This window comes from Anaerococcus prevotii DSM 20548 (assembly GCF_000024105.1).
Lineage (GTDB): Bacteria > Bacillota > Clostridia > Tissierellales > Peptoniphilaceae > Anaerococcus > Anaerococcus prevotii.
Genome location: NC_013171.1, coordinates 479,811 through 503,314 on the forward strand (window position 1 = coordinate 479,811; position 23,504 = coordinate 503,314).

The 23,504-nt window shown below is 36.7% G+C and carries 23 protein-coding genes and 1 tRNA gene; 13 read left to right on the forward strand and 11 right to left on the reverse strand.

The features are described 5' to 3' along the window. Window positions 1–130: 130 nt before the first annotated feature. From APRE_RS02255 to APRE_RS09880, 3 genes are all read right to left on the reverse strand, one after another. Window positions 131–565 (reverse strand): transposase, encoded by a 435-nt coding sequence (locus APRE_RS02255; RefSeq protein ID WP_338025056.1) that lies wholly within the window; start codon window positions 563–565, stop codon window positions 131–133. Between the two features lie 65 nt (window positions 566–630). Further along, window positions 631–1,092, reverse strand: a complete 462-nt coding sequence (locus APRE_RS02260; protein WP_015777383.1) for a flavodoxin — start codon at window positions 1,090–1,092, stop codon at window positions 631–633. A 602-nt stretch (window positions 1,093–1,694) separates the two neighbouring features. Beyond that, window positions 1,695–1,823 carry an LDCC motif putative metal-binding protein gene (locus APRE_RS09880; protein ID WP_015777384.1) on the reverse strand — a complete coding sequence of 43 codons (129 nt, stop codon included), beginning with the start codon at window positions 1,821–1,823 and terminating at the stop codon, window positions 1,695–1,697. Window positions 1,824–2,084: 261 nt separating this feature from the next. Between APRE_RS09880 and APRE_RS10020 the strand changes: the two genes are divergently transcribed. Further along, the gene (locus tag APRE_RS10020) at window positions 2,085–2,237 is read left to right on the forward strand and encodes a YkvA family protein (protein WP_015777385.1); all 153 of its coding nucleotides are present in this window, start codon (window positions 2,085–2,087) and stop codon (window positions 2,235–2,237) included. A 133-nt stretch (window positions 2,238–2,370) separates the two neighbouring features. Here the strand turns inward: APRE_RS10020 and APRE_RS02270 are convergent. The 3 genes from APRE_RS02270 to APRE_RS02280 form a co-directional block, all read right to left on the reverse strand. Further along, window positions 2,371–2,446 (reverse strand) — tRNA-Ala (locus APRE_RS02270). 119 nt (window positions 2,447–2,565) lie between these two features. Further along, window positions 2,566–3,906, reverse strand: coding sequence for an MATE family efflux transporter (locus APRE_RS02275; protein WP_015777386.1), 1,341 nt, complete (start codon window positions 3,904–3,906; stop codon window positions 2,566–2,568). 9 nt (window positions 3,907–3,915) lie between these two features. Next, window positions 3,916–4,668, reverse strand: coding sequence for a PfkB family carbohydrate kinase (locus APRE_RS02280; protein ID WP_015777387.1), 753 nt, complete (start codon window positions 4,666–4,668; stop codon window positions 3,916–3,918). A 93-nt stretch (window positions 4,669–4,761) separates the two neighbouring features. Here APRE_RS02280 and cls point away from each other — a divergent pair, with 93 nt between their 5' ends. The 6 genes from cls (at window position 4,762) to APRE_RS02310 (ending at window position 10,337) form a co-directional block, all read left to right on the forward strand. Beyond that, window positions 4,762–6,354 (forward strand): cardiolipin synthase, encoded by a 1,593-nt coding sequence (gene cls / locus APRE_RS02285; RefSeq protein WP_015777388.1) that lies wholly within the window; start codon window positions 4,762–4,764, stop codon window positions 6,352–6,354. 370 nt (window positions 6,355–6,724) lie between these two features. Continuing rightward, window positions 6,725–7,117 carry a GntR family transcriptional regulator gene (locus tag APRE_RS02290; RefSeq protein WP_015777389.1) on the forward strand — a complete coding sequence of 131 codons (393 nt, stop codon included), beginning with the start codon at window positions 6,725–6,727 and terminating at the stop codon, window positions 7,115–7,117. Then, window positions 7,089–7,958 carry an ATP-binding cassette domain-containing protein gene (locus APRE_RS02295; RefSeq protein ID WP_015777390.1) on the forward strand — a complete coding sequence of 290 codons (870 nt, stop codon included), beginning with the start codon at window positions 7,089–7,091 and terminating at the stop codon, window positions 7,956–7,958. The genes APRE_RS02290 and APRE_RS02295 overlap by 29 nt, the downstream gene beginning before the upstream one ends. Further along, entirely contained in the window at window positions 7,951–9,192 is a 1,242-nt protein-coding gene (locus APRE_RS02300) for a membrane protein (RefSeq protein WP_015777391.1), read from the forward strand. Before APRE_RS02295 ends, APRE_RS02300 begins: the two co-directional genes overlap by 8 nt. 9 nt (window positions 9,193–9,201) lie before the next feature. Further along, a complete protein-coding gene (locus tag APRE_RS02305) occupies window positions 9,202–9,648 on the forward strand; it encodes a deoxycytidylate deaminase (RefSeq protein ID WP_015777392.1) in 447 nt (148 codons plus the stop codon). Beyond that, on the forward strand, window positions 9,645–10,337 hold the full coding sequence (locus tag APRE_RS02310; protein ID WP_015777393.1) for an HAD family hydrolase: 693 nt from the start codon (window positions 9,645–9,647) through the stop codon (window positions 10,335–10,337). Before APRE_RS02305 ends, APRE_RS02310 begins: the two co-directional genes overlap by 4 nt. Window positions 10,338–10,378: 41 nt before the next feature. Here the strand turns inward: APRE_RS02310 and APRE_RS02315 are convergent, their stop codons facing one another. Genes APRE_RS02315 through APRE_RS02325 form a run of 3 tightly spaced genes read right to left on the reverse strand, consistent with a single transcriptional unit; the run spans window position 10,379 to window position 13,771 of the window. Continuing rightward, a complete protein-coding gene (locus APRE_RS02315) occupies window positions 10,379–11,311 on the reverse strand; it encodes a 1-phosphofructokinase family hexose kinase (protein ID WP_015777394.1) in 933 nt (310 codons plus the stop codon). A 43-nt stretch (window positions 11,312–11,354) separates the two neighbouring features. Next, window positions 11,355–12,737 (reverse strand): UDP-N-acetylmuramoyl-tripeptide--D-alanyl-D-alanine ligase, encoded by a 1,383-nt coding sequence (locus APRE_RS02320; RefSeq protein ID WP_015777395.1) that lies wholly within the window; start codon window positions 12,735–12,737, stop codon window positions 11,355–11,357. Beyond that, window positions 12,734–13,771 (reverse strand): D-alanine--D-alanine ligase family protein, encoded by a 1,038-nt coding sequence (locus tag APRE_RS02325; RefSeq protein ID WP_015777396.1) that lies wholly within the window; start codon window positions 13,769–13,771, stop codon window positions 12,734–12,736. Before APRE_RS02325 ends, APRE_RS02320 begins: the two co-directional genes overlap by 4 nt. 415 nt (window positions 13,772–14,186) lie before the next feature. Here APRE_RS02325 and APRE_RS02330 point away from each other — a divergent pair, with 415 nt between their 5' ends. The 5 genes from APRE_RS02330 (at window position 14,187) to APRE_RS02350 (ending at window position 19,755) form a co-directional block, all read left to right on the forward strand. Further along, the gene (locus APRE_RS02330) at window positions 14,187–15,056 is read left to right on the forward strand and encodes an aggregation-promoting factor C-terminal-like domain-containing protein (protein WP_015777397.1); all 870 of its coding nucleotides are present in this window, start codon (window positions 14,187–14,189) and stop codon (window positions 15,054–15,056) included. Window positions 15,057–15,386: 330 nt separating this feature from the next. After that, on the forward strand, window positions 15,387–15,656 hold the full coding sequence (locus tag APRE_RS02335) for an ACT domain-containing protein (RefSeq protein ID WP_015777398.1): 270 nt from the start codon (window positions 15,387–15,389) through the stop codon (window positions 15,654–15,656). 1 nt (window position 15,657) lies between these two features. Next, window positions 15,658–17,013 (forward strand): PFL family protein, encoded by a 1,356-nt coding sequence (locus APRE_RS02340; protein WP_015777399.1) that lies wholly within the window; start codon window positions 15,658–15,660, stop codon window positions 17,011–17,013. Window positions 17,014–17,022: 9 nt separating this feature from the next. Beyond that, window positions 17,023–17,550 (forward strand): peptidylprolyl isomerase, encoded by a 528-nt coding sequence (locus tag APRE_RS02345; RefSeq protein ID WP_015777400.1) that lies wholly within the window; start codon window positions 17,023–17,025, stop codon window positions 17,548–17,550. Between the two features lie 138 nt (window positions 17,551–17,688). Beyond that, window positions 17,689–19,755 carry a glutamine synthetase III domain-containing protein gene (locus APRE_RS02350; RefSeq protein ID WP_015777401.1) on the forward strand — a complete coding sequence of 689 codons (2,067 nt, stop codon included), beginning with the start codon at window positions 17,689–17,691 and terminating at the stop codon, window positions 19,753–19,755. A gap of 158 nt (window positions 19,756–19,913) precedes the next feature. On the opposite strand, the gene APRE_RS02355 is transcribed toward APRE_RS02350, so the two are convergent. Continuing rightward, window positions 19,914–21,815 (reverse strand): fructose-bisphosphatase class III, encoded by a 1,902-nt coding sequence (locus APRE_RS02355; protein ID WP_015777402.1) that lies wholly within the window; start codon window positions 21,813–21,815, stop codon window positions 19,914–19,916. 132 nt (window positions 21,816–21,947) lie between these two features. Beyond that, window positions 21,948–22,691 carry a hypothetical protein gene (locus APRE_RS02360; protein WP_015777403.1) on the reverse strand — a complete coding sequence of 248 codons (744 nt, stop codon included), beginning with the start codon at window positions 22,689–22,691 and terminating at the stop codon, window positions 21,948–21,950. Between the two features lie 102 nt (window positions 22,692–22,793). On the opposite strand from APRE_RS02360, the gene APRE_RS02365 reads away from it, so the two are divergent. Beyond that, window positions 22,794–23,303 carry a nitroreductase family protein gene (locus tag APRE_RS02365; RefSeq protein WP_015777404.1) on the forward strand — a complete coding sequence of 170 codons (510 nt, stop codon included), beginning with the start codon at window positions 22,794–22,796 and terminating at the stop codon, window positions 23,301–23,303. Window positions 23,304–23,504 lie beyond the last annotated feature (201 nt).

Genomic DNA, 23,504 nt, shown 5'->3' on the forward strand with positions numbered 1-23,504 from the left:
ACATTTTTTATGTATCAATATTTGTCCATTCCTACAGGAATGGAGCTTTTTTTAATTGTACTTGGGCTTAATAAACTGTCAAAATTTCATGAAAATTTGCACCCGATTTCATACTAAATTTTTATCTTAATTAAAACCTCCCTTCAAAAAATATTGATAATTTAGATAAGATTTGATCCCAGCCTCGTATTCTATATGTCCACTTACTTGAGGCATCTACCATTGCTATATACAAGCTTTTTTGTAGAGCATAGTTATTTGGAAATATGGTTTTATTTTTGGTCACTTTTCTTAGTTGCCTATTGAAGTTTTCCATGGCATTTGTTGTATATATCAGCTTTCTTATTCCGTCTGGATATTTAAAATATGTCGATAATTCTGCCCAGTTGTTTTTCCAAGAGCTTACACACATTGGATATTTTTTATCCCATTTTTCTTCAAAGACTCCTAAATTTGTTAAGGCTAAGTCTTCTGTTGGTGCCTTGTATACTGCTTTTAGGTCTTTCATTTTCTTTGTCCTTTCTTCTTGATTTTGAGCAATAAAAAAACAGTAAACCGATTTGATTTACTGCTTCGTGAATTGCTTTCTTGTATCTTTTATTTGGTTATTTGAGTTTAATAAACTGGGATTCATAAATTACTATCTAACCATGTTTTTAGTTCATCAAAACTGTAATCTCCTTTTAACGCTATTCCATCTTTAATAATTGAATTCTTACATTCCTTTTTGTAATCTTCAATCATTCTCCCAAAACCACCTCCGCCATGCGTGCAAAACGGAATAATTGTCTTTCCACTTAAATCAACCGTTCTTAAAAACGATAGCACGGGTGGGGCAAAAGTTTTAAGCCAATTAGGAGAACCAATAAAAACCACCTCTGCATTTTCAATAGTTTCCGCCCCTTTAATAAGAGGTGGGCAATATTCTTTTTCAATTTCTTCTCTCACTTCTTTTACAGCTGTATTATATGAGAATGAATAGGGTTTTCGTGGCTTCAGCTCTCTCAAATCCCCCTCAGTAATCAACGCAATATCTTCTGCTAATCTTCTTGTTGTTCCTGAATATGAATAATATACAACTAAAGGACTCATTATAATTACCTCCTTAATTCAACCTAATTATTATATCATTCTTATTATATAATGAGTATCCTAAACTTATCCATCCTGTTCACTCCCCCCCTAAAATATACATAGTGTCTACACACCCTGCAATAATCTACACTTGGAATGTTCCCACAAGGTATTTTTCAAATAGAAAAATGGCTTTTAAGATTTTCTTAAAAGCCATTGATTTCAACGGTCTTATAACCCATCATCTTATTTTCTTGACATCAATACTACACTATCCACATGGCTTGAGTGGTCAGTATGGATAATATTTTAGGGAAACCTCGTATGTGGGAATATATTTATTCTCAATTATTCTAATTTCTTTTAACATTTTATTTAAAACTAATGCATTTTCATATTCTTCAACAAATGCTCCATTGTATTACCTAAAAGGTATTTTAGAGCATCTTGTAAATCTTGTGCTGTTTCTTGTTAATATTCTTCAATTAACATCTTAGAGATTTTGTTTCTGATCGATTTCTTATGGAATAAAAATTCCTCCTGATTAGTTTTTACTTATCCTAATCAGGAGGTTCCTATACACAAAATTTTACACAGTCTCCGCCGAGATCATTTTTTCTTTATTTATATTCTCTTTTGTTCAATGAACAACAATCTAATCTTTCATTTCCAAAAGATTTTTGATTTTCTTTTGCTAGATTTTTCAAGAATTTTTCCCATCTATTTTTTATTGATTCAAAGAGTTTCATATTTTACCTCCTCGGGTAATTGTTTGCAAATTATCTACAATAATATTTATACTGGAAAAAATTATTTTTTCAATTTTTTATCTCCCCTTTTACTATCCCATAATTAAAGACAGGATATCTTTTCCAAAAGTAGGAGGATAAATTTCCATTTCATTATCTTTTAAAAATTCATCGATTGTTCTTTTTGCTACGGCTAAGAAAGATAAAAATACTCCAAAACTTACAAAACTTTTAGGACTTGGAGCAATTTTATATGCAGCAATGCCTGCTGATTTGATAAATGATATGATTCCTTTTTTAGGAATTTTGGATGATGCAATCGTCCTCCCATTTCTAATTTGTATAACAAGCAAAATGATCCCAGATTCAGTTATGGATAAGGAAAAAATTGAATATGTAGAAGAAAATAAATAAAAGCCTCAAATCCTCTTATTTTTCATTATAACTAATTCAGTTCTTTTTACGTTAATTCGATTTTTCTTGCTTTCGAGAGGTTTGAATCTCTACAAAACAGTGATTGAAGCCTTTTGATGTCTTTGGAATTTTATGGTGGAGCATAAGGGACTTGAACCCTTGGCCTCTTGACTGCCAGTCAAGCGCTCTCCCAACTGAGCTAATGCCCCAAGATGTATCTATTCTAGCATATTTTATAAGAAAAGACAAGCAGATTGACTTGTTATTTGTATTTGAGAATGAGTTAAGAAAAAGGAGAGTACCTCGATTAGAAAGGCTCTCCCTTGTTTTATATTTTCTTGTTGACCCAGTTTCCTTGATGGAATCTTCGTCTTAGGCAAATAAACCTTGATGCCTGATCTGACAGGATTCCTAGCCAGATTCCCATGATGCCCAGACTTAGGACATTTACTGCAAGTAGGGTGACTGCACTTCTTATGAATGTTACAGATAATAGGGCTACAAAGAGGGTGTACTTGACATCTCCTGCCGCTCTGAGGCATCCTCCGTAGATTGTTTGGGAGATTTGTAGGAGGACTATTACTGTAAGGAACCTTGTAATAATCACACCGTATTCTATTATTTCCGGATCTTTGAAGAAGAGTCCGAAGATATGTCTTCCGAAAAATATCAGTATGATTGAAACTATTACTGATAGGGCAAAGCCGATTTCTTGGCAGACCTTGCCGTAAGTCTTAGCTCCTTCTTTATCTTCTGCTCCTAGAGCATTACCCGAAAGGGCGATGGCTGCTACTTGCATACCATTACCCAAGGAGAAGGTTAGGGATAGTAGGTTCATTCCTACATTGTGGGCTGCAAATATTTCTGTTCCAAGACTTGCTGCGGTAATGGCTGTAACAAGAAAGCCGATTCTTGCTGAGACATTTTCTACAAATATATTTGAGCCAAGGCTTGCTATAGACTTGGAGATTTTTTTGCTAAAGGAAAACTTAACTCTTACAAACTGATTGAAGTTTAGGTAGGAAGATTTTCTCATTAGAGAAATAGTACACATGATACTTGCCACCACAGTTCCTAGGACTGTCGCAATAGCAGCTCCCCTTATGCCTAGGGCAGGAAAGCCAAAGTTTCCGTAGATTAGTAGGTAGTTAAAGCTAATATTAACGACAGAGCTAACTAGGTTTGATACGAAGGCGATTTGTGTATTGCCGCAACCTCTGTGGCCAGCATTTATGACCATGGCTAGGGCATTAAAGATAATTCCTCCCATTATTATTTGAAAGTAAGCTATAGAAAGCTCGTGAGTTTCAGGATTGGATCCAGCAAACTTAAGGATTGGGGATAGGAAGGGCATCATCACAAGGTCTACTAGGATTACGAAGGCTATCACTATATAGATAGCCGTTAGAAGAGTCTTGTTGGCTTCTTGCCTGTCTCCTTCTCCCTGTCTTCTCGCAACAAGGGCCGATACGGCTGCATTTATGGAGAAGAATATGGTAAGGGCTATAAATTTCGGCTGGGTAGTAAGACCTATGGCTGCAACAGCACTTGGACCCATACCAGATACCATAAAGGTATCTATTATATCAGCTATGGATATAAAAAAGAATTCCAATAGGGCAGGCCAGGCAATTGAAAGTGATTTTTTCCAATAATCTTTTCTTTGCACAAATCCCCCTTAGTCTATGAGGTCAAGATATCTTTCGATATTTATATTTTCATTAGTAGAGTATTCGATAACATCTCTATATATTTTGGATATAATATCGACTGTTTTTTGGCAAGATTCTTCGATTGAGTAGCCATCTAGAAAATAGGCTATAAATAGCCCATCGAAGAGGTCTCCTGTTCCTGTAAGTCTTTTGGGAAGTTTATCGAAGGAAACTTTAAATTCACCCTCATCGTATCCTTTTACGAAATATTTTCCGTCTTCTTCTACAGAAGTTATAAGATATTTCTTACCCTTTCTTGTAAAATCCTCGTAGTCTATATCAAGAAACTTTGCCTCAGTTGCATTTGGGCTTATGATATCTGAAATATCGAGTAAGGACTTGTAGTTATCTAGCATTTTCTCATCAAGAGTTGGGTAAAGGGTCCCCTCATCTCCCATGATTGGGTCAAAGAGGATAGTAGTCTTATAGTCTAAGTTTTTTACATAATCATAGATTATATCTCTTTGCTCAGTATTGTGGATGTATCCAATAGAGATAAGGTCAAAATTAAAGCCTATCTCCTCCCAGTTTCTTAGGGTATCTTTTAAGTATTCTGTTGTATCTAATATGGCATTTTTCCCGTAGGAGAAGTTGTTTGCTATAAGGGCAGTTGGAAGGAAGAATGTATTGTGTCCCTTGTAGGAGAGGACAGTTTCCATCATCTTGCCGGCAATTTTTCCTAGGGAAACGAAATCATTTATTATTAATATATTTTTCATCTCATTTCACCTCACCTTATATCTTATGAATTTAAAGACTTATGTCAAGCTATGATATTGTAAGTTGGAGGGATAAAGTGATATAATAAGTCTATGTATAAATTCAATAAAAATATCATTAAGAAAATCAACGAAAATAAATACGTCAAAAAGACCAGGAAGGGCTTGGGGAGTTTGATATTTTCACGTGCTGGGCTCTTTGCCTTTTTAGTAATTATCCAGCTCGTTTTGATGATTTATATCTATTATAATTCTAAGATAGATTTTACTTACATAATGGGAGGAGACACCCTATCTAAAGTTATAATGATGCTAATAATCCTCAATATGAAAAAGGTATCAAACGCCAACAAATTGTCTTGGTTTATGCTAATTGCAATCGTTCCGACCTTTGGCATCATCGCCTTTCTAGTAAGTCATTATTCGATTGGCTACAAGAGAGAGCAGAGGAAGGTAATAAGCCTTGATAAGGATTCTAGGAAATATATCCAAAAAGATAAGGACCTTTACGAAAAAATCGAGGATAGGGAAAGGAGATTCTATCCGATAGCCAAATACCTTGACGATGTGGGAGGATTTCCAACCTACAAGGACACATCTTCGACTTACTTCAAGGTGGGGGACGATATGTTCGAGGCCATGCTAAGCGACGTGAAAAGTGCGGAAGACTTTATCTTCATGGAGTTTTTCATAATCGACTATGGTTATATGTGGGGAACAATCCTAGAAGAGCTTGTCAAAAAGGCCAAAGAAGGAGTTAAGGTAAGACTTCTTATCGATGGATCTAATCTCATAACTAGAGTAAGGTCGGATTTTCCCCAAGAGATGGAAAGCTTGGGCATAGAATGTAGGGTCTTTTCTAAGATGTATCCTATAGTATCAACCTATCAGAACAACAGAGATCACAGGAAGGTCATGGTAGTAGATGGGAAGATTGCCTACACTGGAGGGATCAACCTATCTGACGAGTATATAAATGTATACGAAAGGTTCGGTCACTGGAAGGATTGCGGTGTAAGAATTAAGGGTAGTGCTGTCAAAAGCTTTACAATAATGTTTCTTAATATGTGGTTTTCTCTTGATAACAAGCCAGAAGACTATAGCCCATATCTTAAGAAATATCCAGACACAGAGGCTAGTGGATTTTATATTCCCTTTGCTGACAATCCCCTAGATGATGAGACCATATCCAAAAACGTCCTCCTCGATACCATTAATAAGGCCAAAAAGTATGTCTATCTCATGAGTCCTTATCTAATAGTAGATGAAGAGATTAGAAATTCAATCAAGCTTGCCTCAAAGTCGGGCCTTGATGTAAGGATTTGCCTGCCACATATACCCGACAAGAAGGTAGCCTTCGCCCTTGCCAAGGATCATTACAAGGAATTTATAGAAGCGGGTGTTAGGATTTTTGAATATACTCCAGGCTTCGTCCACTCCAAGACCTGGCTTGCTGACGGAAAGGTAGGTTTTGTTGGAACGGTCAACCTAGACTACAGGGCCCTCTATCAAAACTTTGAGTGCGGGCTTTATATGTATAAGTCAAATAGCTTGGCAGATATTAGAAATGATTTCGATATATTCTTTGAGGTTGGTCAAGAAGTAAATATGGAAGATGTAGAAAATATCAAACTAAGCTCTAAAATCTTCTCCAAAATAGTAAAGCCTTTTGCTGTTTTGATGTAGGGGATTAAGTATTAGTGGAACGAACTTATGGAGGGCCCTCATTAGATATCTTAAATTCACATACCGTCGAGCGAAGCCGAGATATCTCAATAGATTTCTCCTTTTCAGTTGAAATAAGTTAGTTGGAAAGTAAACTTTCTTTCACAGTATTTATCTAGCATTTACAATTACCCTTATGTCGAGCGAAGTCGAGACATCTCATTGATTTCTCTATTAAATTCAAAATAAGTTTGATTTTGTTTGCTTCCTAGAACTTCCTTCGGGAAGTTTTTTTGTGGAAATTTTTATTTGCTCTTGCAAAAATCAAAGTCCCTGATATAATATTATTAACAGTGTATGGTATATGGCATAACACCAGAAGGGAGGTTTTATGTTTAAGCTAAATTTTAATTCGGAAGTCCCTTTGTATATGCAAATTGTAGATGAGACCAAGCTCTATCTTGCGAAAGGCTTACTTAAGGATGGGGATAAGTTCCCGTCTGTAAGAGACTTATCGAAAGCTTTGTCCATCAACCAGACGACTGTCTCCAAGGCTTTTAAGGAACTTGATAGACTAGGCCTAATAGAGACTAAGCCTGGAATAGGGACTTTTATCCGAATCGATCAAGAAAAGATTGACAGCAACAAAGATGAATTTACGAAAAATCTCAGAGATAATTTCACCAAGGCCATATTTTTAGGCTTTGCTAGGGAAGAAATATTTGAGATTTTCGACGAGACAGAAAGGAGTCTGTATGAGGATAAGGGCAGAGAAAATTACTAAGGCCTTTGATGAAAGAAAAGTCCTAGATAATATTTCCTTTAACTTAGAAGAAGGGATGATTACAGGACTTGTAGGTCGTAATGGTTCAGGTAAGACCACTCTTCTTAAGTCTTTGTGTGGGATTTATGATATGGATGAAGGAAGCTTTAGCCTTGATGATAAGAATATTAGGGAAAATCCAAGTCTTATAAAAAACATCGCTTTTTTGCCTGATAGTTTTGATTATTTTAATTACTACAAGGTAAAGAATATTCCGGGCTTTTTCAAAGTTATTTATGAAGACTTCGACGATACTTTCTTCTTTGAGGAAATCAAAAGACAAAAGATTGACCCAGACAAAAACGTGAGGAATTTCTCCAAGGGACAGAAAAATATCCTAGGTCTAATTACAATTCTTGCAAGTGGGGCGAAAATTCTTCTTATAGATGAGATCCTTGATGGGATGGATGTCCTAAACAAAAAAGAAATCCTATCATATCTGATAGATGCCAAGGATTCCGGCAAGGCAGTCTTCGCTTCAAGCCACGAGCTCGACCAGCTTTCTGGAATATCAGATTATATCTTCTATCTAACCAAAGATGGTAAGCTCATAGATACATCTGATGAAAGAATCAACCAATTAAGGAAAATCCAACTAGTATTTAAGGACCAAGTTCCAGATAATTTGGATAGGAGGATGATTCTCGTAAATAAAATCGGAAGAGTTGCGACAATTCTTGTAAATGCAAGCGAAAAAGAAGTAGAAGCAATCTTAAAGAGGGAGGACCTTGTCCAATACGATATCCTAACTCCTAAGATTGAAGATTATTTCTACCTAGAAAGGGGCCAAGAAGATGCGTAATTTTAAAAATTTAATTAAATTTACATGGAAGAGATTCTCTATTTGGATTATCTTGGTAACAGTATTCTGTACCATGGCCGTTGGTATGTCTAATCAAAATTCCATTAGGAATGACTACGATAATTTTACTAATAATGTTATAAGCATGAGAGAAGATTTATATGGCAAGGGTAAGAATAAAGATATAAAGATCAATGAAGAAAGCCTAGATCAGATCGCAATTGAGCTTTTAAAGTATAAGGAAAAGTATAAGCTCCTAGACTTTGATGATGTATATAGCCTAGATGTTTCTGCCGAAGCTCAGGATGATTACTTTGAAAGGCTCAGTCAAAATGGGGGATATGACGCCCATTATATTTACAACAGCATCAAGACCGATCTTCAACAATTTGATAAAGGGAAATTTGATGGATCTAGCTACTATCAGGCCTTGATCTTTCCTATAGTGATCTTTATGGGGCTTTTTGGATTGAGTCTTACAAGTCTTGAGCAGTCTTCTGCGATTTATGATTTTACAAGACTTATGCCTTGGAAGAAGAAAGATGAATTACTTATGAAAATAGGGATAGTATTTCTTTTTGGAATGGTAATTTTCGCTATAAATGCCATCGTTCTTGCCTTTATCTTGAAGACTTCAGCCTTTGGTCAAATCCTAAGTTTTCCTCTTATAGGTAGGCAGATTTGTAGAAATATCCTGATTTTCCTTGGAACAAGTATAATTTCTACTTCCTTGGGCTTTATAGCAGGTAATTTCCTAGGTCATACGGGTCTTTTCATAATGACCCTTGCAGGTTTTGAGCTTTATAGGGAGAATTTGAATATAACTTTGCAAGTATTTTCTACAAATATAGCAGATAAGTTTTATAGTGCTGTAGCAAGTTTTGAGGAAGGACTTCATCCTTTTATAAAAACACTCCTATCTATAGTCTATTTGAAGGTAGATGATATAAGGACAATCCTTGCTTTTATTCTTGTGGCAGCAGTAATATTTTGTTTCGCCCTATATCTAAGCAAGAATCAAACTAGCGAAAGAAGCGGTTATATGATATTAAATAAAAAAGTAAGTGTATTTTGTAAGCTTCTTGCTACCCTTACCCTAGCCAATCTCATGACCTCAATTCTTTCTAGTATCTTTGTAGATACAAATTTCCTTGTGATGATTATATTTGTCCTTTCCTTATTGCTAAGTTACAAATTCTTTGATATGCTATTTGAGATAAGACTTAAATTTTAAGGAGAAAATATGGCAAAAGATAGACTTAGTTGGGAAGAATATTTTATGAAACTTGCAAAGACTGTCGCAAGACGTGGAACTTGTGACAGGGCCTATGTGGGTTGCGTTTTGGTAAATGAAGAAAATAGGATAGTTTCGACTGGTTACAACGGATCGATTAAGGGAAATCCCCACTGCGATGAGGTGGGCCATACCATGAGAGATGGGCATTGTATAGCCACAATCCATGCTGAGATGAACGCTATACTTTATTGTGCCAAGGAGGGCATAGCTACCAAAAACACCATTTGCTATGTGACTCACTTCCCTTGTCTTAATTGTACCAAGTCCCTTATCCAAGCTGGTATCAAAAAGATTTATTACGAAACAGCTTATAGGATGGACGAATATGCGGTAGAGCTTCTCGAGAGAAATAATATAAGCTTTGAGAAGATAGAGATAAGTGAAGACAAATGAAGTTAATTGCATCTGACTTTGACGGGACAATTTTCATAGATGGTAAAATAAAAACAGAAGATATAGAGGCCATAAGAGATTTTCAAGATAAGGGGAATCTCTTTGGCCTTGTAACAGGTAGGACCTACCATTCTCTTTTTGTCCTAATAGAAGGAAAGATTGACCCAGACTTTATAATAGCTAACAACGGGTCTCATATTTTTGTAAAAAACGGCACGGATATGATAGAAATCCTAAAATATTCACTAGACCAGGATAAGCTTAGAGATGTAATAGACTATTATGGAAGGACTTATCCAACAAAGATTTTTACAGATAAGGATAGGGAGGTAGATAGGTTAGAAGACTTAAGAGAAGGTGAAGAAATCCTATCTCTTGCAATATACTCAGACCACATCCTAGAAAATCCCTTCCAAGAAGACTTCTCCTTCCACAAATCAATAGGGGTGATTGACGTAATTAACTCTGCTGTAAGCAAGCAAACAGGGATAGAATTTATCAAGGACTTCTATGGATTTGATAAGGAGATAATAGCTATAGGAGATGACTTCAATGACATATCTTTCTTAGAGCAAACAAGACTATCCTTTAGCCTAAATTATGTGAAGGAAAAAGAAGTCCTAGATGCTGTAAACTTTAAAGTTGAAGGGATAAGAGAGTTAATAGAAAATATAGATGATGTCAAATAAAAAGCCTAATTAGGAGGTATATCCTAGTTAGGCTTATATTTTTATCCAATTTTTTCAACATTGACAAGAGGAAGCATCTTCATGATTTCTTCTCTTGATGGGAGGTCTAGGACTCTTGCTGTGGCAGAGGCACTGGCAACTGAGACCTTGTATGATTCTACTGGGTCGCCATCACGAACCATGGTTCCTACGAAGCCTCCAATCATAGCATCCCTGCAGGCAACAGTATTTATTATTTCATTACCATCTTTTACGGGAGTTGATTCGTAGACATCATCTCCTACAAATAGCATTGATCCACTCGCACCGTAGGAAATTATTACGTATTTAGCTCCCATATTTACGAGCTTTTTGCCGTAAGGGATGAAGTCTTTTTTATCTTCGATCCTTACATTGAATATTTCTTCGATATCTTCTGCGTTTGGCTTAACTAGGATTGGATTTTCCTTTACTATATCGAGAAGGTATTTGGCAGGTACGTCTGCTACGAAGTCTGCTCCGTTTGCTGTGGCTACTGATACGAGCCTTGAGTAGATGTCGTTATCTAGTCCGTCTTCCATTGGAGGAACAGATCCACCAAAGATTATGGTGTCTCCTTCTCTTACTCTTGATAGATAGTAAACTAGTTCGTCTACTTCCTCGCTTTTGATAGTTGGTCCTGGGAAGTTGATCATGGTTTCTTGTTTGTTTTCGAAAAGTTTGATATTTGTTCTGTTGTGGTTTTCCATCTTTACAAAGTTGGTGCTAATATTTTCGTTTGTCAACCAATCTTTGATAAATTCTCCTTGAAAGCCTCCTACAAAACCTGTAGCTATTGTTGGGATTCTTAGAGAAGAGAGGATCCTTGATACGTTAAGGGCCTTTCCTCCTGGGATGGATCTTTCTTGGATGATGTTGTTTTGTCCACCGAGATTGAGATTTTTAAGTTCTACAAATAAATCAATTGATGGATTTAAGGTTACGGTATAAATCATTATTCTTCCTTTCCTTTCTTTTCTAATTCTTTCCTAATTTTTCCTATAATTTTAACTTGCTTATACTTTCTATAATTTCTTCCATGTGCATGCCATGGCTTCCTTTGACAAAGACCAGGCTAGATTTTGTAATCAGAGACTTTAGTTTGTCGATTAGATCATTTTTGCTGGTAAAGTGGAAAATCCTATCCTTGGAGAAGTTCTCTAAGGCTCCTTCATACATATGCTTAGAAAGGCTGCCAAAGAAGAGACAATAGTCGATATCCTTTGGGTCAATCTCGCTTCCTACTTGGTAGTGGAGATCATCTTCGCTATCTCCAAGCTCTAGCATATCACCGAGCACAAGGATTTTACTGTCGTAGCCTCCTAGAAGCTTTGTTGTCTTAAGACCACTTCTTAGGGATTGAGGGTTTGACTTATAGCAGTCATCCAAAACATCAAAACCTTCAAATTCTATTATACTAGACCTATTATTGGCAGGAGTTACTTCAGAAAGTCCCTTTTTGATTTGATCAGTGCTTAGGCCAAGAAGGCTAGAGACTAGAACTGTCACTCCACCGTTGTAAATATTGTGGCTACCTAGTAGGGGGATGGTATAAGTTTCTCCATCATGGGTAAAGCTTACCTTTCCTCTATTATCATCAGAGGATTTTACTACGAAGTCATTATCATCTTCTTCTCCGAAAGATATCATCTTTTGTTTTACTTCATAGGAGGAGATTTCCTTTTTCATTGTAGGATCATCACCATTGTAGATGAAATATCCGTCTTGACTTAGGCCTTCTACGATTTCCATCTTAGCCTTTAGGATTCCTTCCTTAGTCTTAAGTTTCTCTAGGTGGCTATCTCCAATATTGGTAATAATTGCTATATCAGGCCTTGATATGTTTGTCGTAAGCGATATATCTCCAAAGCTATCTGTTCCCATCTCTACTATAGCGATATTCGTATCTTCATCAAGGGATAGGATAGTTTTAGGAACTCCTATTTCGTTGTTCAAGTTTCCTATAGTCTTTTGAACCTTGTACTTTTCCTTAAGGACTTCGTAGAGAAGGTCCTTGGTAGTTGTCTTTCCATTTGATCCAGTGATACCTATTACTTTGGTATTCTTTAGCTCACTCCTGTAGGCTCTTGCCAAATCTTGGAGAGACTTTAATGTATCTTCAACTCTTATATAAGGAATGGATATATTATTTTTTATCTTACAGTCAGTATCTGCTAGAAAGGCAGAAGCTCCCTTGTCCTCACATTCTTTGATGAAAAGTCTTCCGTCAAAGACTTCTCCGATTAGGGGAATATAGAGATTCCCTTCTTGGATGGTCCTTGAATCTGTAGATACTCCCTTTATCAAAAGGTTAGAGTATTTTTCGTCAGAGATTTCTCCACCGATCATTTTGGCGATTTCGCCTAGACTTCTTTCTATCATCTTTGCCACCTTTCAAATCCATCTTTTATTAATCTATCCAAAACCTCTGAAAAGCTTTCATTATACATAAGCTCGCAAAGTCTTGCGAAAAATGATGAAGGGGTAAAGCCAGGGAAGGTGTTGATTTCATTGACATAGAAATTATTATCTTTGCCTAGGAAGATATCAACTCTAGCAAATCCCTCGCAGCCACATGCTTCGTAGGCTCTTTTTACAAATTCTTGAGCTTCTTCTAGCTTTTCTTTTTCTAGTATATAAGGAAGGGTCTCCTTGGTAGACTTGGAAAAATACTTGGCATCGTAATCGAGGAAGGTGTGGTCTGAGATATAGGCTGCAGGCTCAGAGACATCTGGATTCATGTAGCCTACTACAGCAAACTCGATTTCCTGACCTTCGATTAGCTCTTCGACAAGGACTTTTTTGTCATACTTTAAAGCTTCATCTCCAGCAGCTAGAAGTTCGTTTTTATTAGTAACCTTGCTTACACCAACAGAAGACCCATTAGCAGAAGGCTTTACTATAAGAGGAAGGCCGATCTCTTCTATACATCTATCAGCGAAGTCACTATCAAAGCCATCCTTATTAGTATAGAGATACTTGGCTTGGCTTAATTTATTCTTCTCAAAAATATCATTGCTTGTAACCTTGTCCATGCAGATTGCAGAAGATAGGAGGCCATTTCCTATGTAGGCAATTCCTATAACATCTAGGAGGGCTTGAATAGTTCCATCTTCTCCATAGGTTCCATGGACTGCAGGAATTACTATAGTTTTTGAATAATCTTCCTTGGACAGGCAGGTGAGGAAATCTGCTATAGACTTTGTCTTATTCTCCTTAACTTCCTTAACTAGGTCAAACTCATTATCTGTATCGATTTTATCGAAAGCTTCTGAGTAAGCTCCTTCTTTATTAATATATACTAACTTTATCTTATATTTTTCTTCATTTAGATTCTTGCTTATGTTAAGGGCACTTCTTAAAGAGATATCATGCTCGCTTGAAGGGCCACCACATAAAATATAGACATTAATCATTCTTTGCTCTCTTTCATATAAATTCTATGAGGATTATACTACTTTAAGAAAACTTGGGCTAATAATTAGGACAAAGACAAAAATCTTAGAAAAAAACGACAAGAGATTACATTAGTTACAATTTAATTCGCTAGAGAGAAGAAAAAAACGTATCGAATATGTATGAAATATAGAAATATAATGAAAAAAACCTATAGAATTAATAAAAAAGTTGATAAAATCAGCTAAAAAAGCCCGAGGAAAACCTTGCATATCAATATTTCTAAGAAAATATCAAAAAAAATCATAATCTACATAATTTTAACACAATTTAAAGGTACAATAAGGCTTGTAAAAAAGAGTTGTTAATATTTTGTAACTATTATTACAAGCGAAATTAAATTTTAAAATTAAGAAAATTAGAAAGAGGATATAAATGAACAAATTCACAAAATATGCACTAGCAGCAGCGCTAGTACTACCGTCAGTATTTACTTTCGGATCAAAGGAAGCAAAGGCTGATAGAATCGAACTTAACACAGAAAAGGCAAAAGCAGTAAACGTGAGAAGTACTGCTGAAGAAAAGAACAACGTTATTGGAACAATCAATGACGAAAACAAATCTTACGAAATTCTTGGAAAAGCTAATGGCTGGTACAGAATTGATTTCGAAGGAAAAGAAGCATTTGTAGGAACACCATGGTTTAACGTAACAGCTGAAACAGAAGTTATTGCTCCAGCAAACTTTAGAGATGAAGCTCAACTTTCATCAAATGTAATAAGCGTTCTACAAGAAGGCGATGTAGTTGAAGTTATCGAAGAAGCAGATAATGGATATGTAAAGGTTAAATTTGATGGCAAAGAAGGATATGTGTACAACAACCTTCTAAAATCATTCAAAGAAAGAAACGAAAAAGCTCAAAATAAAGCTAAAGCACCAGCAAGCAATACTAAACAAGCTTCATACCAAACATACGAAGAGCCAACATACACATACACAGAAGAATACTACTACGAAGAACCAGCTGAAGATTACTACTATGAACAACCAGCAGCAGATTACTCTTCTTACCAAGGAGATTCAAACTGGGCAAAAGAATGGATAGCTCAAAGAGAATCAGGCGGATCATACACAGCATATAACCCAGCTGGTGGCTACTACGGAAGATACCAACTAAACCCATCCCTAGTAGGCTATGGAGCAAGCCCAGAAGAACAAGAAGCAGCAGCAGACTCATACGTATACGGAAGATACGGTTCTTGGGAAAACGCTCAAGCATTTTGGGCTAATAATGGTTGGTATTAAGTGAGCCCCTCCGGCTCGGGGAGGAGTCTCCATGAAATGGTTCTGCATAGCAGAAAACAAGCCCGCACGGCTAATTGAGTGCCCTCCACGGAGTGGTTCTGCGAAGCAGAAGACAAGCCCGTCAGGATTAAGAGGAAATTATCCGCGTCCTGCTAGAACCCCACGTATTGGTTAATTTAAAATAAAAATTAAGTGAACTTAAATAAAAGACTTTGGCTTTCCTGCCGAGTCTTTTATTTTTCTATACTAGCCCTTAGGGGCTATTTTTCTTTGCACTAATTAATAAAAGGGTAAAATCATTAGTAAGAAAAGGCTCATTAGGAGGAAAAAATGAAAGCTATATTAACAGTCATAGGAAATGACCAAGAAGGAATTATCTATAAGATTTCTAAAGTCTTATACGAATACAATATCAACATCCTTGATCTAAGCCAAACTATAATGGAAGATCAATTTGTAGGAATGTTTAATATCGACTTTACAAAGTCAAAGGCAGACTTTGCTGAAATCAAGAAGGCCTTTGATGATTTGGCTGAAGAGAACAAGCTCGAAATAAGAATCCAAAACGAAAAGCTCTTCGACGCTATGCACAGGATTTAATATGGATAAGAATAATATTATTGAAACAATCAAAATGCTAGATGAGGAAAATCTCGACATCAGAACCCTTACCATGGGTATTTCCCTTTTTGATTGTATAGACAAAGATTATAAAAAAGCATGTGACAAGATTTATGATAAAATCCTAAGAGAATGCAAGGACTTCATCAAGACTTCCAAGGAAGTTTCTGCAATCTATGGTGTGCCAATTATTAATAACAGAATTTCTGTTACACCAATTTCTCTTATTGCGGCAGCAACAGACCTTGACGATTACACTCCCTTTGCCGAATGTCTCGACAGGGCGGCCAAGGATGTTGGAGTTGACTTTATAGGGGGCTTTTCTGCCCTAGTCCAAAAGGGTATGACCAAGGCTGATGAGATCTTGATTAAATCTATCCCTAAGGCCCTATCCACAACTGACCTAGTTTGTTCTAGTGTAAATGTCGGCTCAACCAAGGCAGGAATCAATATGGATGCTGTAGCCATGTGCGGGGAAGTAGTAAAAGATTTGGCAGAAAGAACTAAGGATACAGATGCCCTAGGATGTGCCAAGCTTGTAATATTCTCAAATGCAGTAGAGGATAATCCCTTTATGGCGGGAGCCTTCCATGGAGTAAGTGAAGCAGATACAGTAATTAATGTAGGAGTTTCAGGGCCTGGTGTAGTGAAGGCAGCAATTTCAGGTAAGGATGACCTTCCGATTAATGAAATCTGTGAGATTATCAAAAAGACAGCCTTTAAAATCACTAGGATGGGAGAACTTGTGGCAAGAGATGTCTGCGATAGACTAGGCAAGAACTTCGGAATACTAGACTTATCCCTAGCCCCAACACCAGCCATTGGAGATTCTGTAGGAAGAATCTTAGAAGAGATTGGAATAGATAATGTCGGAGGACACGGAACAGTAGCAGCCCTAGCCCTACTAAATGACGCTGTAAAAAAGGGTGGCCTTATGGCAAGTGCTTCTGTCGGAGGACTTTCCGGTGCCTTTATACCAGTGAGCGAAGATGAAGCTATGATTAAGGCAGTAGATGGAGGACATTTGACCTTTGATAAGCTAGAAGCGATGACTTCTGTTTGCTCTGTTGGTCTTGATATGATTGCAATCCCAGGATCAACAAGCCCAGCTACAATTTCTGCTATGATTGCAGATGAGGCGGCAATAGGAATGATAAATGCAAAAACAACTGCAGTTAGAATAATCCCAGTTTCAGGAAAGGGAGTAGGAGATTATGCAGAGTTTGGTGGATTTTTAGGCTATGTACCAATTATAGATATAGGAAATTCAAATTCAGATAAAATGATCAAAAGAGGTGGCCACATACCAGCCCCTGTTCACTCATTCAAAAACTAAGGAGGAAATATGGAAAACAAAAATCCAATTGTAACATTTGAAATGGAAAATGGAGATACTTTCAAGGCAGAACTCTACCCAGAAGTTGCTCCAAATACAGTAAGAAACTTTATCTCACTTATAGGTCACAATTTCTACGACGGAGTAATCTTTCATAGGGTAATCAAAGGCTTTATGATCCAAGGAGGAGATCCAGAAGGAATAGGAATCGGAGGCCCTGGTTATGCTATCAAGGGAGAATTTGCTGCAAATGGTTTTGAAAATAACCTAAAACACGACAGGGGAGTTCTCTCCATGGCAAGATCTATGATGCCAGATAGTGCAGGCAGTCAATTTTTCGTAATGCACAAAGACAGCCCTCACCTAGATGGCCAATACGCAGCCTTCGGTAGGGTAATCGAAGGAATGGATACAGTAGATAAGATAGCAGAAACAAAAACTGACTTCCAAGACAAACCAAAAGAAGACCAAGTAATGAAGACAGTGACTGTAGAAACTTTCGGAGTAGACTACGACGAGCCTGAGATAATCGAATAATAATTTTAAGTACCAATCTATATTTTAAATGTATTATAGCTTGGTACTTTTTTATTAATAGCAAGTGAATAAAGATGTAAATTTATTTTTAAAATCCACCTGGTATAATATAAAAGTAAAATCTAAGAAAGAGGTAGTATGGTTTTGAAAGAATTTGGGAATATGGCTTTTGACAAGAAAACTATGAAGGAAAATGTACCCTACCCAGTGTATTTGAAATGGAAACAAGCGGCAAGGAACAATGCCACCTTGGATAGGGAAAGTGCTGATGCCATAGCTCATGCTATGAAAGTCTGGGCGATTTCTAAGGGGGCAACTTCCTACACACATTGGTTCCAACCCTTAAATGGGAAAACTGCGACCAAAAAAACAGCTTTTTTGAACAGAGATGGCAAGCACAATCCTATAAATAGGTTCTCAGGGAAGGAGCTTATAAAGGGTGAGCCTGACGCATCTTCTTTCCCATCTGGAGGCATGAGATCAACCTTTGAGGCTAGAGGATATACATATTGGGACCTAACTGCCAATTCCTTTATCCTAGATAAGGTCTTATACATCCCATCGGTATTCGTATCCTTCTACGGAGAAAAGCTTGACAAGAAACTTCCTCTAATAGAGTCCATGAATATGGTAAGCAAAGAGGCTTCAAGGGTTTGTAATTTATTTCTCAAGGAAGAGAAAACTTACAGGGTTAAGGCTAAACTAGGCCTTGAGCAAGAATTTTATCTTATAGATAAAAAGTATTTTGATAAGAGAATAGACCTTGAATATTCTGGGATGACCCTTGTTGGTTCTGATCCTATGGTTGAAAAAGAACTTATCTCTCACTATCTAGGAGACATTCCAAAAAGAGTTGATGAGTTTTTTGAAGATGTAAACAGCGAGCTTTACAAGCTTGGTATCTACATGGAAGCAGAACATAACGAGGTAGGTCCGAATCAGTTTGAAATCGCCATAATGTATGAGAATGTTAATATATCTGTTGACAATAACCAACTCCTTATGCATATATTGGAAAAGACAGCCCTAGACCACGATTTAGTTTGCCTACTTAAGGAAAAACCTTTCAAAAATATGGCAGGGTCTGGTAAGCACAATAATTATTCTTTGGCGACAAATTATGGAAGAAATTTATTTACTCCAGGAAAAACTCCCAAAAACAACCCTGTTTTTCTTCTGTTCTTAGCTTCTATGATTGAAGTTTGCAACAAATACCAGAAGCTAATAAGGATTGCCTCTTCATCTGTGACTAACGACTATAGATTGGGTGGAGATGAAGCCCCACCAGCCATTATATCTTTATTCATAGGTCGTGACTTGGAAGAGGTCTTAGAGTCTGTAGCTAATGATGATTTTGAGGAAAAAGTTATAGAAAATATGGTCAAGATTCCTCATTTAGGAGAAATAAAAACTGACTCATCAGACAGGAATAGAACATCTCCTATAGCTTATACTGGCAACAAATTTGAATTTAGAATGCTAGGATCATCTAAATCAGCGGCAGACCTCAATACAGTAATAAATATAGGCTTTGCCGAGTCGGTGAAGAAGATAGCTGATAGGTTAGAGAAGGTAGATGAAGATAGGCTAAAGGAAGAAGCTTACTCCATAGTTAAGGAAATCTATCAAGAAAACAAAAATATCCTCTTTCAAGGCGATGGCTACTCAGAAGAATGGGAAAAGGAAGCGGAAAAAAGAGGTCTAGAAAACTTCCCAACTTTCTTGGAAGCTGTAATAGCAGCCAAGGCCACTAAGGCCTATGATATATTTGAAAAATCTGGGATCTTTACTAAAAAGGAAATAGAATCCATAATCAAGGTCGAATATGAAGATGTTACAAAGTTTTTCTCTTCTCAACTAGAAATACTAAACAACATGATCCACCAAGAGATCCTCCCATCAGCTATGAGAGAGATCGCAAGCATTAAAGATTACCTATCTTTTGTAGAAAATGAAAGACTAAGACAAAGGGCGAGAAAAATAAATGAAAAAGTAGGCAAACTTTTAGACTATTGCGATGTAATTTCTGATATCTTAGAAAAATCAGAAAATATGAATCTCTTAGAAGATAAGGCTAAGTATCTTCAAAAAGAAACAAGGAAAGTCTCAGGCGAAATCCGCCAAATATCCGATGCATTAGAAAAACTAATATCCAGGGAAAATTATTCTATGCCAAATTATGTGGATATGCTTAAGACTTTGTAGATAAGGATATTTTAAAACAAGCTAATAATAATTTACTTTCATGCTTGTAATATATAAACTATAGGTTACTATCAAGGAGAAACACTATTCTGATAGCTTGAGTATCTTCGCGAATAAAAAAGGATGTAGGATTTTACCTGCACCCTTTTTTGATGTCATCAATTCGCACTATCGTACATTTCCAAAAGCTTTTCCAAAACTTCAATTTTTTCTCTTATATCACGTCCCTCATCAGTGTCTTTTTTTAACATTCTTGGAAGTAGGATTTCTACTTCTTTTATATTTGGGGTGTAGCTTGATACCTTGTCTGTGATAGATTCGTAGCTTTTGTGTTCGGCTAGGGCTACGTGGTGGGAGTTAAACATCAAGGTGTAACCTGCTATCCCGGTCTTAGCTTGGTAAGGTTTGGATATTCCACCATCTATTACATAGAGCTTGCCGCCTGCCTTGATTGGACTATCTCCTTTTTTGACTTTAACTGGAACGTGGCCATTTATTATCCTTCTTCTTTCACATGTAATCTCAAATTCATCCAGGATCATATCTACTATTTCTTCCTTCTCAGAAAGCTTGTAGTAAGGGTTGTAGACTTCTCTTTTTAGGTCCTTATCGTCTACGAAGAGATTTTCGAAGTAGGAGTATTGGCTCTTGCCAAAGATTGGAGAGTATCTGCCATTTATTAGATACCACATGACGTCTTTGGCGAAGATTGAATTGGTAAAGTAAGCATCACGAGCGAGTTTGTCAAAGGCGTCCATGAGCTTTCTTCCGGAATATTTCTTTCCCTTTATTTCTATTTCTTGGAATTTTCCGTCTTCAGTTAGGGGGATGCAGCCATGAAATAGGAGAGAGCCGTTTTCTGTCTTATACATTGATCCATTTTTGTAGAGAAATCTCATGTGGCGGTTTAGTCTATTGCCTTTGATAAAGTCACTTTTTAGGATATCTATTATAAATTGTTCGGCATCTGTTAGTTTAAGTGGGTCTTTTGGATCTATGGTAGGAAAGTTAGTATCCCTGAGTGGGACATTTTTGTAGGTCGTTTTTTCAAAATCGACGAATTTGAGGAAGTTTCTATCGTCCACATTGAACTCTGGATTTCTTTCTATAAGAGCTCCGTCAAGTTTGAATCTTATGATAGAAATTGCCTTATACATCTTGGCTGCTACTTCGCCACTTACATTGTCGTAGATATTTCTATCGAAAACCCTAGGCATGAAAAGCTCGCATGGGTCGTCCTTGTAGGTGTGGATAGCAAATTCATAGAGAGGTCTTAGGTTTATTCCGTAGCCGTCTTCTAACATATCGAAGTTGTTGTAGGAGATGGCATTGGCAACGCAGGCAGCTATTAAGGCCTCATTTCCGCTGGCAGCTCCCATCCAGGCTATGTCGTGGTTACCCCATTGGATGTCGACATTAGGAAAGGTTAGTAGTTCGTCCATGATTATGTGTGGGGAAGGGCCCCTGTCGTAGATATCTCCGACAATATGGAGCTTGTCTACAGATACTCTTTGGATAAGTCTTGCAAGGGCTATGATAAATTCCCTAGCAGAGTCGTATTTTACAATATTTGCTATAAGGGACTCATAGTATTCTTTCTTGTTAAACTCAGAATCGTTGGTATATAGAAGCTCGTCAATTATATTGGTATATGAGCCTGTGAATTTGCTTTTGACGTAGGCCTTTGGGTATTTGGTAGATACGAACCTAAAGAGGTTGATTAGCCTGTGGATAGTTATGGTGAGATAGTCTTCTGTCAATAAATCGTTTTCAAAAAGGTCCTTAAGAACGTGGACCGGATCATAAATCAGCTCTGCTAAGTCGTCTTGGTCTTCTTTGACTAGGGTATCACCAAAAAGCTTGGCAATTTTATCTCTAATGTTTCCTGATGCAGACCTTAATAGATGAAGGAAGGCCTCGCTTTCTCCATGGATGTCGGAGAAAAAATATTCCGTGCCCTTGGGTAGGTAGAGCTTGGAGTTAAGAGAAATTAACTCGTCTTTTATATCGGATTTTTCGGGATAGATGTCTTTTAATAATTTCAAATAATTTTTGTCCATAATACTCCTCATTTCTTCTTATATCATATATACCCTAAAGCAAGGATTTTCCAAAAAAAATGGCCAAGCTTAGCCTAGAAGGCTCCTTTATATAAAACAGAGCCTGTCCTAGCTTTAAGCTTGCCATTTATTTTATTCTTCAGTATCTATATCTTTATCATCTTCACTAGGAGGATCTGTTTGATCGAATTTTTCTAAGGCTTCTTTATCCTTTAATTCTTGTAGATTCTCCTTATTTTCCTCTGGATCAATTGCATTTGTATCTTCTTCTATTAGCTCTTCTTTTCTAGGCTTATCTTCCATTTTGCTAGCGAAGTCAAGTGAGTAGACCCTGTTACTTGCCCTATAATTTTCCTTCTTAATATCTCCATCTGATATTTCTTCCAGGTCTTTTTCTTTGATTACTCCCTTGTCCTTTTTTCTAATCTTTGTTTTTTTTGAAGGATTGCTTCCTATATTATAGTAGCCCTTTCCCTTCGTAGCCATAGCCATAATTTGTGAAAGGATTATAAGGGCGTTTAGGCCAAGGGGGATTAGTATAAGTCTTTCTCTTACAAAGAAGAGGACTATAAGGTCTACTATAATAAAAAGACCAGCAAAAAATATATTTGATATTATCTTTACTCCGAACTTACCAGAATTGAAAATATTTCTCGTAATTTGTAAGTTTAATAGAAATAAAGAGATGAGCACTATTAGGGCAAAAGGTTTGACAAAGCCCAGGGAAATATTTGAAAAGCCAATTATATCAAGGAAGCTTGCCAAAAGCTTCTTGTCGACAAAGCCAGCAAAAATAGCCGCAAAAGCAAATAGTATTGTTATTATTGATCTAAATATTCCACCTATGGTGGTTAAAAATCTTGTAGTTTTTTTCATAATGCCTCCGTTTATACTATTATAGCATAAATAATCGATTTGTTTCTAGCTTTTATTGGAGTATAATAAGCCCAAAGATTTGTTTAAGTCAAGGAGGTCTATATGTTATTTGATGAAGTAATAGATAAAAGATATTCTGAAAGAAAATATTCTTCCAAAGAGCCCAGCGATGAGTCGATTGAAAAGCTCTTAGAAGCTGCTAGGAAGGCTCCAATTGCAAATGGCCAGTACGATAAGTGTAGGCTCACTGTCGTTAAAGATAAAAATCTTATGGAAGATTTCGTAAAAGAATATCAGGAAAAAACAGGAAAGAGTAAGAATCCACTTTACGCTGCACCAGTATTTATTATTTTTTCATCAAGTAAGGATACATCGGCCCGCTTTGAAGATGCAGGTTGCGTCATAGAACATATATGTCTAAAGGCGACAGAGATGGGACTAGGTTCTTGCTATATAAGAGGAAGCGTAAATGCCCTAGGCAAGGATGCAGCTTACATCAAAAACCTTAACTTAGACGAAGGATTCTACCCTGTAAGCGGGGTTATAGTTGGTTATCCTGATGGAGAAAGTAGCGCACGCGAGCACAATATCAAGACCAATTATATTAATTGAGAAGCTATATAAAGAAAGAAAATAATTTTTGAGAAAAAGAAAGGAAATCTCGACAAAGGACTTGTATGGTTGATTATTTTATGGTATAATTAACAATTGCTAGAAATCTATAAATCGAGATTTTTTTTATTTTTTTAACGAGTTTTTGAAGATGCTTTTTAGATAGAGAAAAGCCCATGAAACAGACAAGGAGTAATGATT

What these genes read in the sequence shown, in the direction of transcription:
- APRE_RS02365 (WP_015777404.1), top strand. Translation starts at nt 22,794, where the DNA reads ATGTTATTTGATGAAGTAATAGATAAAAGATATTCTGAAAGAAAATAT.
- APRE_RS02355 (WP_015777402.1), bottom strand. Translation starts at nt 21,815, where the DNA reads ATGGACAAAAATTATTTGAAATTATTAAAAGACATCTATCCCGAAAAA.
- APRE_RS02315 (WP_015777394.1), bottom strand. Translation starts at nt 11,311, where the DNA reads ATGATTTATACCGTAACCTTAAATCCATCAATTGATTTATTTGTAGAA.
- APRE_RS02305 (WP_015777392.1), top strand. Translation starts at nt 9,202, where the DNA reads ATGGCAAAAGATAGACTTAGTTGGGAAGAATATTTTATGAAACTTGCA.
- APRE_RS02325 (WP_015777396.1), bottom strand. Translation starts at nt 13,771, where the DNA reads ATGATTAATGTCTATATTTTATGTGGTGGCCCTTCAAGCGAGCATGAT.
- APRE_RS02300 (WP_015777391.1), top strand. Translation starts at nt 7,951, where the DNA reads ATGCGTAATTTTAAAAATTTAATTAAATTTACATGGAAGAGATTCTCT.
- cls (WP_015777388.1), top strand. Translation starts at nt 4,762, where the DNA reads ATGTATAAATTCAATAAAAATATCATTAAGAAAATCAACGAAAATAAA.
- APRE_RS02260 (WP_015777383.1), bottom strand. Translation starts at nt 1,092, where the DNA reads ATGAGTCCTTTAGTTGTATATTATTCATATTCAGGAACAACAAGAAGA.
- APRE_RS02310 (WP_015777393.1), top strand. Translation starts at nt 9,645, where the DNA reads ATGAAGTTAATTGCATCTGACTTTGACGGGACAATTTTCATAGATGGT.
- APRE_RS02330 (WP_015777397.1), top strand. Translation starts at nt 14,187, where the DNA reads ATGAACAAATTCACAAAATATGCACTAGCAGCAGCGCTAGTACTACCG.
- APRE_RS02345 (WP_015777400.1), top strand. Translation starts at nt 17,023, where the DNA reads ATGGAAAACAAAAATCCAATTGTAACATTTGAAATGGAAAATGGAGAT.
- APRE_RS02350 (WP_015777401.1), top strand. Translation starts at nt 17,689, where the DNA reads ATGGTTTTGAAAGAATTTGGGAATATGGCTTTTGACAAGAAAACTATG.
- APRE_RS02335 (WP_015777398.1), top strand. Translation starts at nt 15,387, where the DNA reads ATGAAAGCTATATTAACAGTCATAGGAAATGACCAAGAAGGAATTATC.
- APRE_RS09880 (WP_015777384.1), bottom strand. Translation starts at nt 1,823, where the DNA reads ATGAAACTCTTTGAATCAATAAAAAATAGATGGGAAAAATTCTTGAAA.
- APRE_RS02320 (WP_015777395.1), bottom strand. Translation starts at nt 12,737, where the DNA reads ATGATAGAAAGAAGTCTAGGCGAAATCGCCAAAATGATCGGTGGAGAA.
- APRE_RS02290 (WP_015777389.1), top strand. Translation starts at nt 6,725, where the DNA reads ATGTTTAAGCTAAATTTTAATTCGGAAGTCCCTTTGTATATGCAAATT.
- APRE_RS02360 (WP_015777403.1), bottom strand. Translation starts at nt 22,691, where the DNA reads ATGAAAAAAACTACAAGATTTTTAACCACCATAGGTGGAATATTTAGA.
- APRE_RS10020 (WP_015777385.1), top strand. Translation starts at nt 2,085, where the DNA reads ATGCCTGCTGATTTGATAAATGATATGATTCCTTTTTTAGGAATTTTG.
- APRE_RS02340 (WP_015777399.1), top strand. Translation starts at nt 15,658, where the DNA reads ATGGATAAGAATAATATTATTGAAACAATCAAAATGCTAGATGAGGAA.
- APRE_RS02280 (WP_015777387.1), bottom strand. Translation starts at nt 4,668, where the DNA reads ATGAAAAATATATTAATAATAAATGATTTCGTTTCCCTAGGAAAAATT.
- APRE_RS02295 (WP_015777390.1), top strand. Translation starts at nt 7,089, where the DNA reads ATGAGGATAAGGGCAGAGAAAATTACTAAGGCCTTTGATGAAAGAAAA.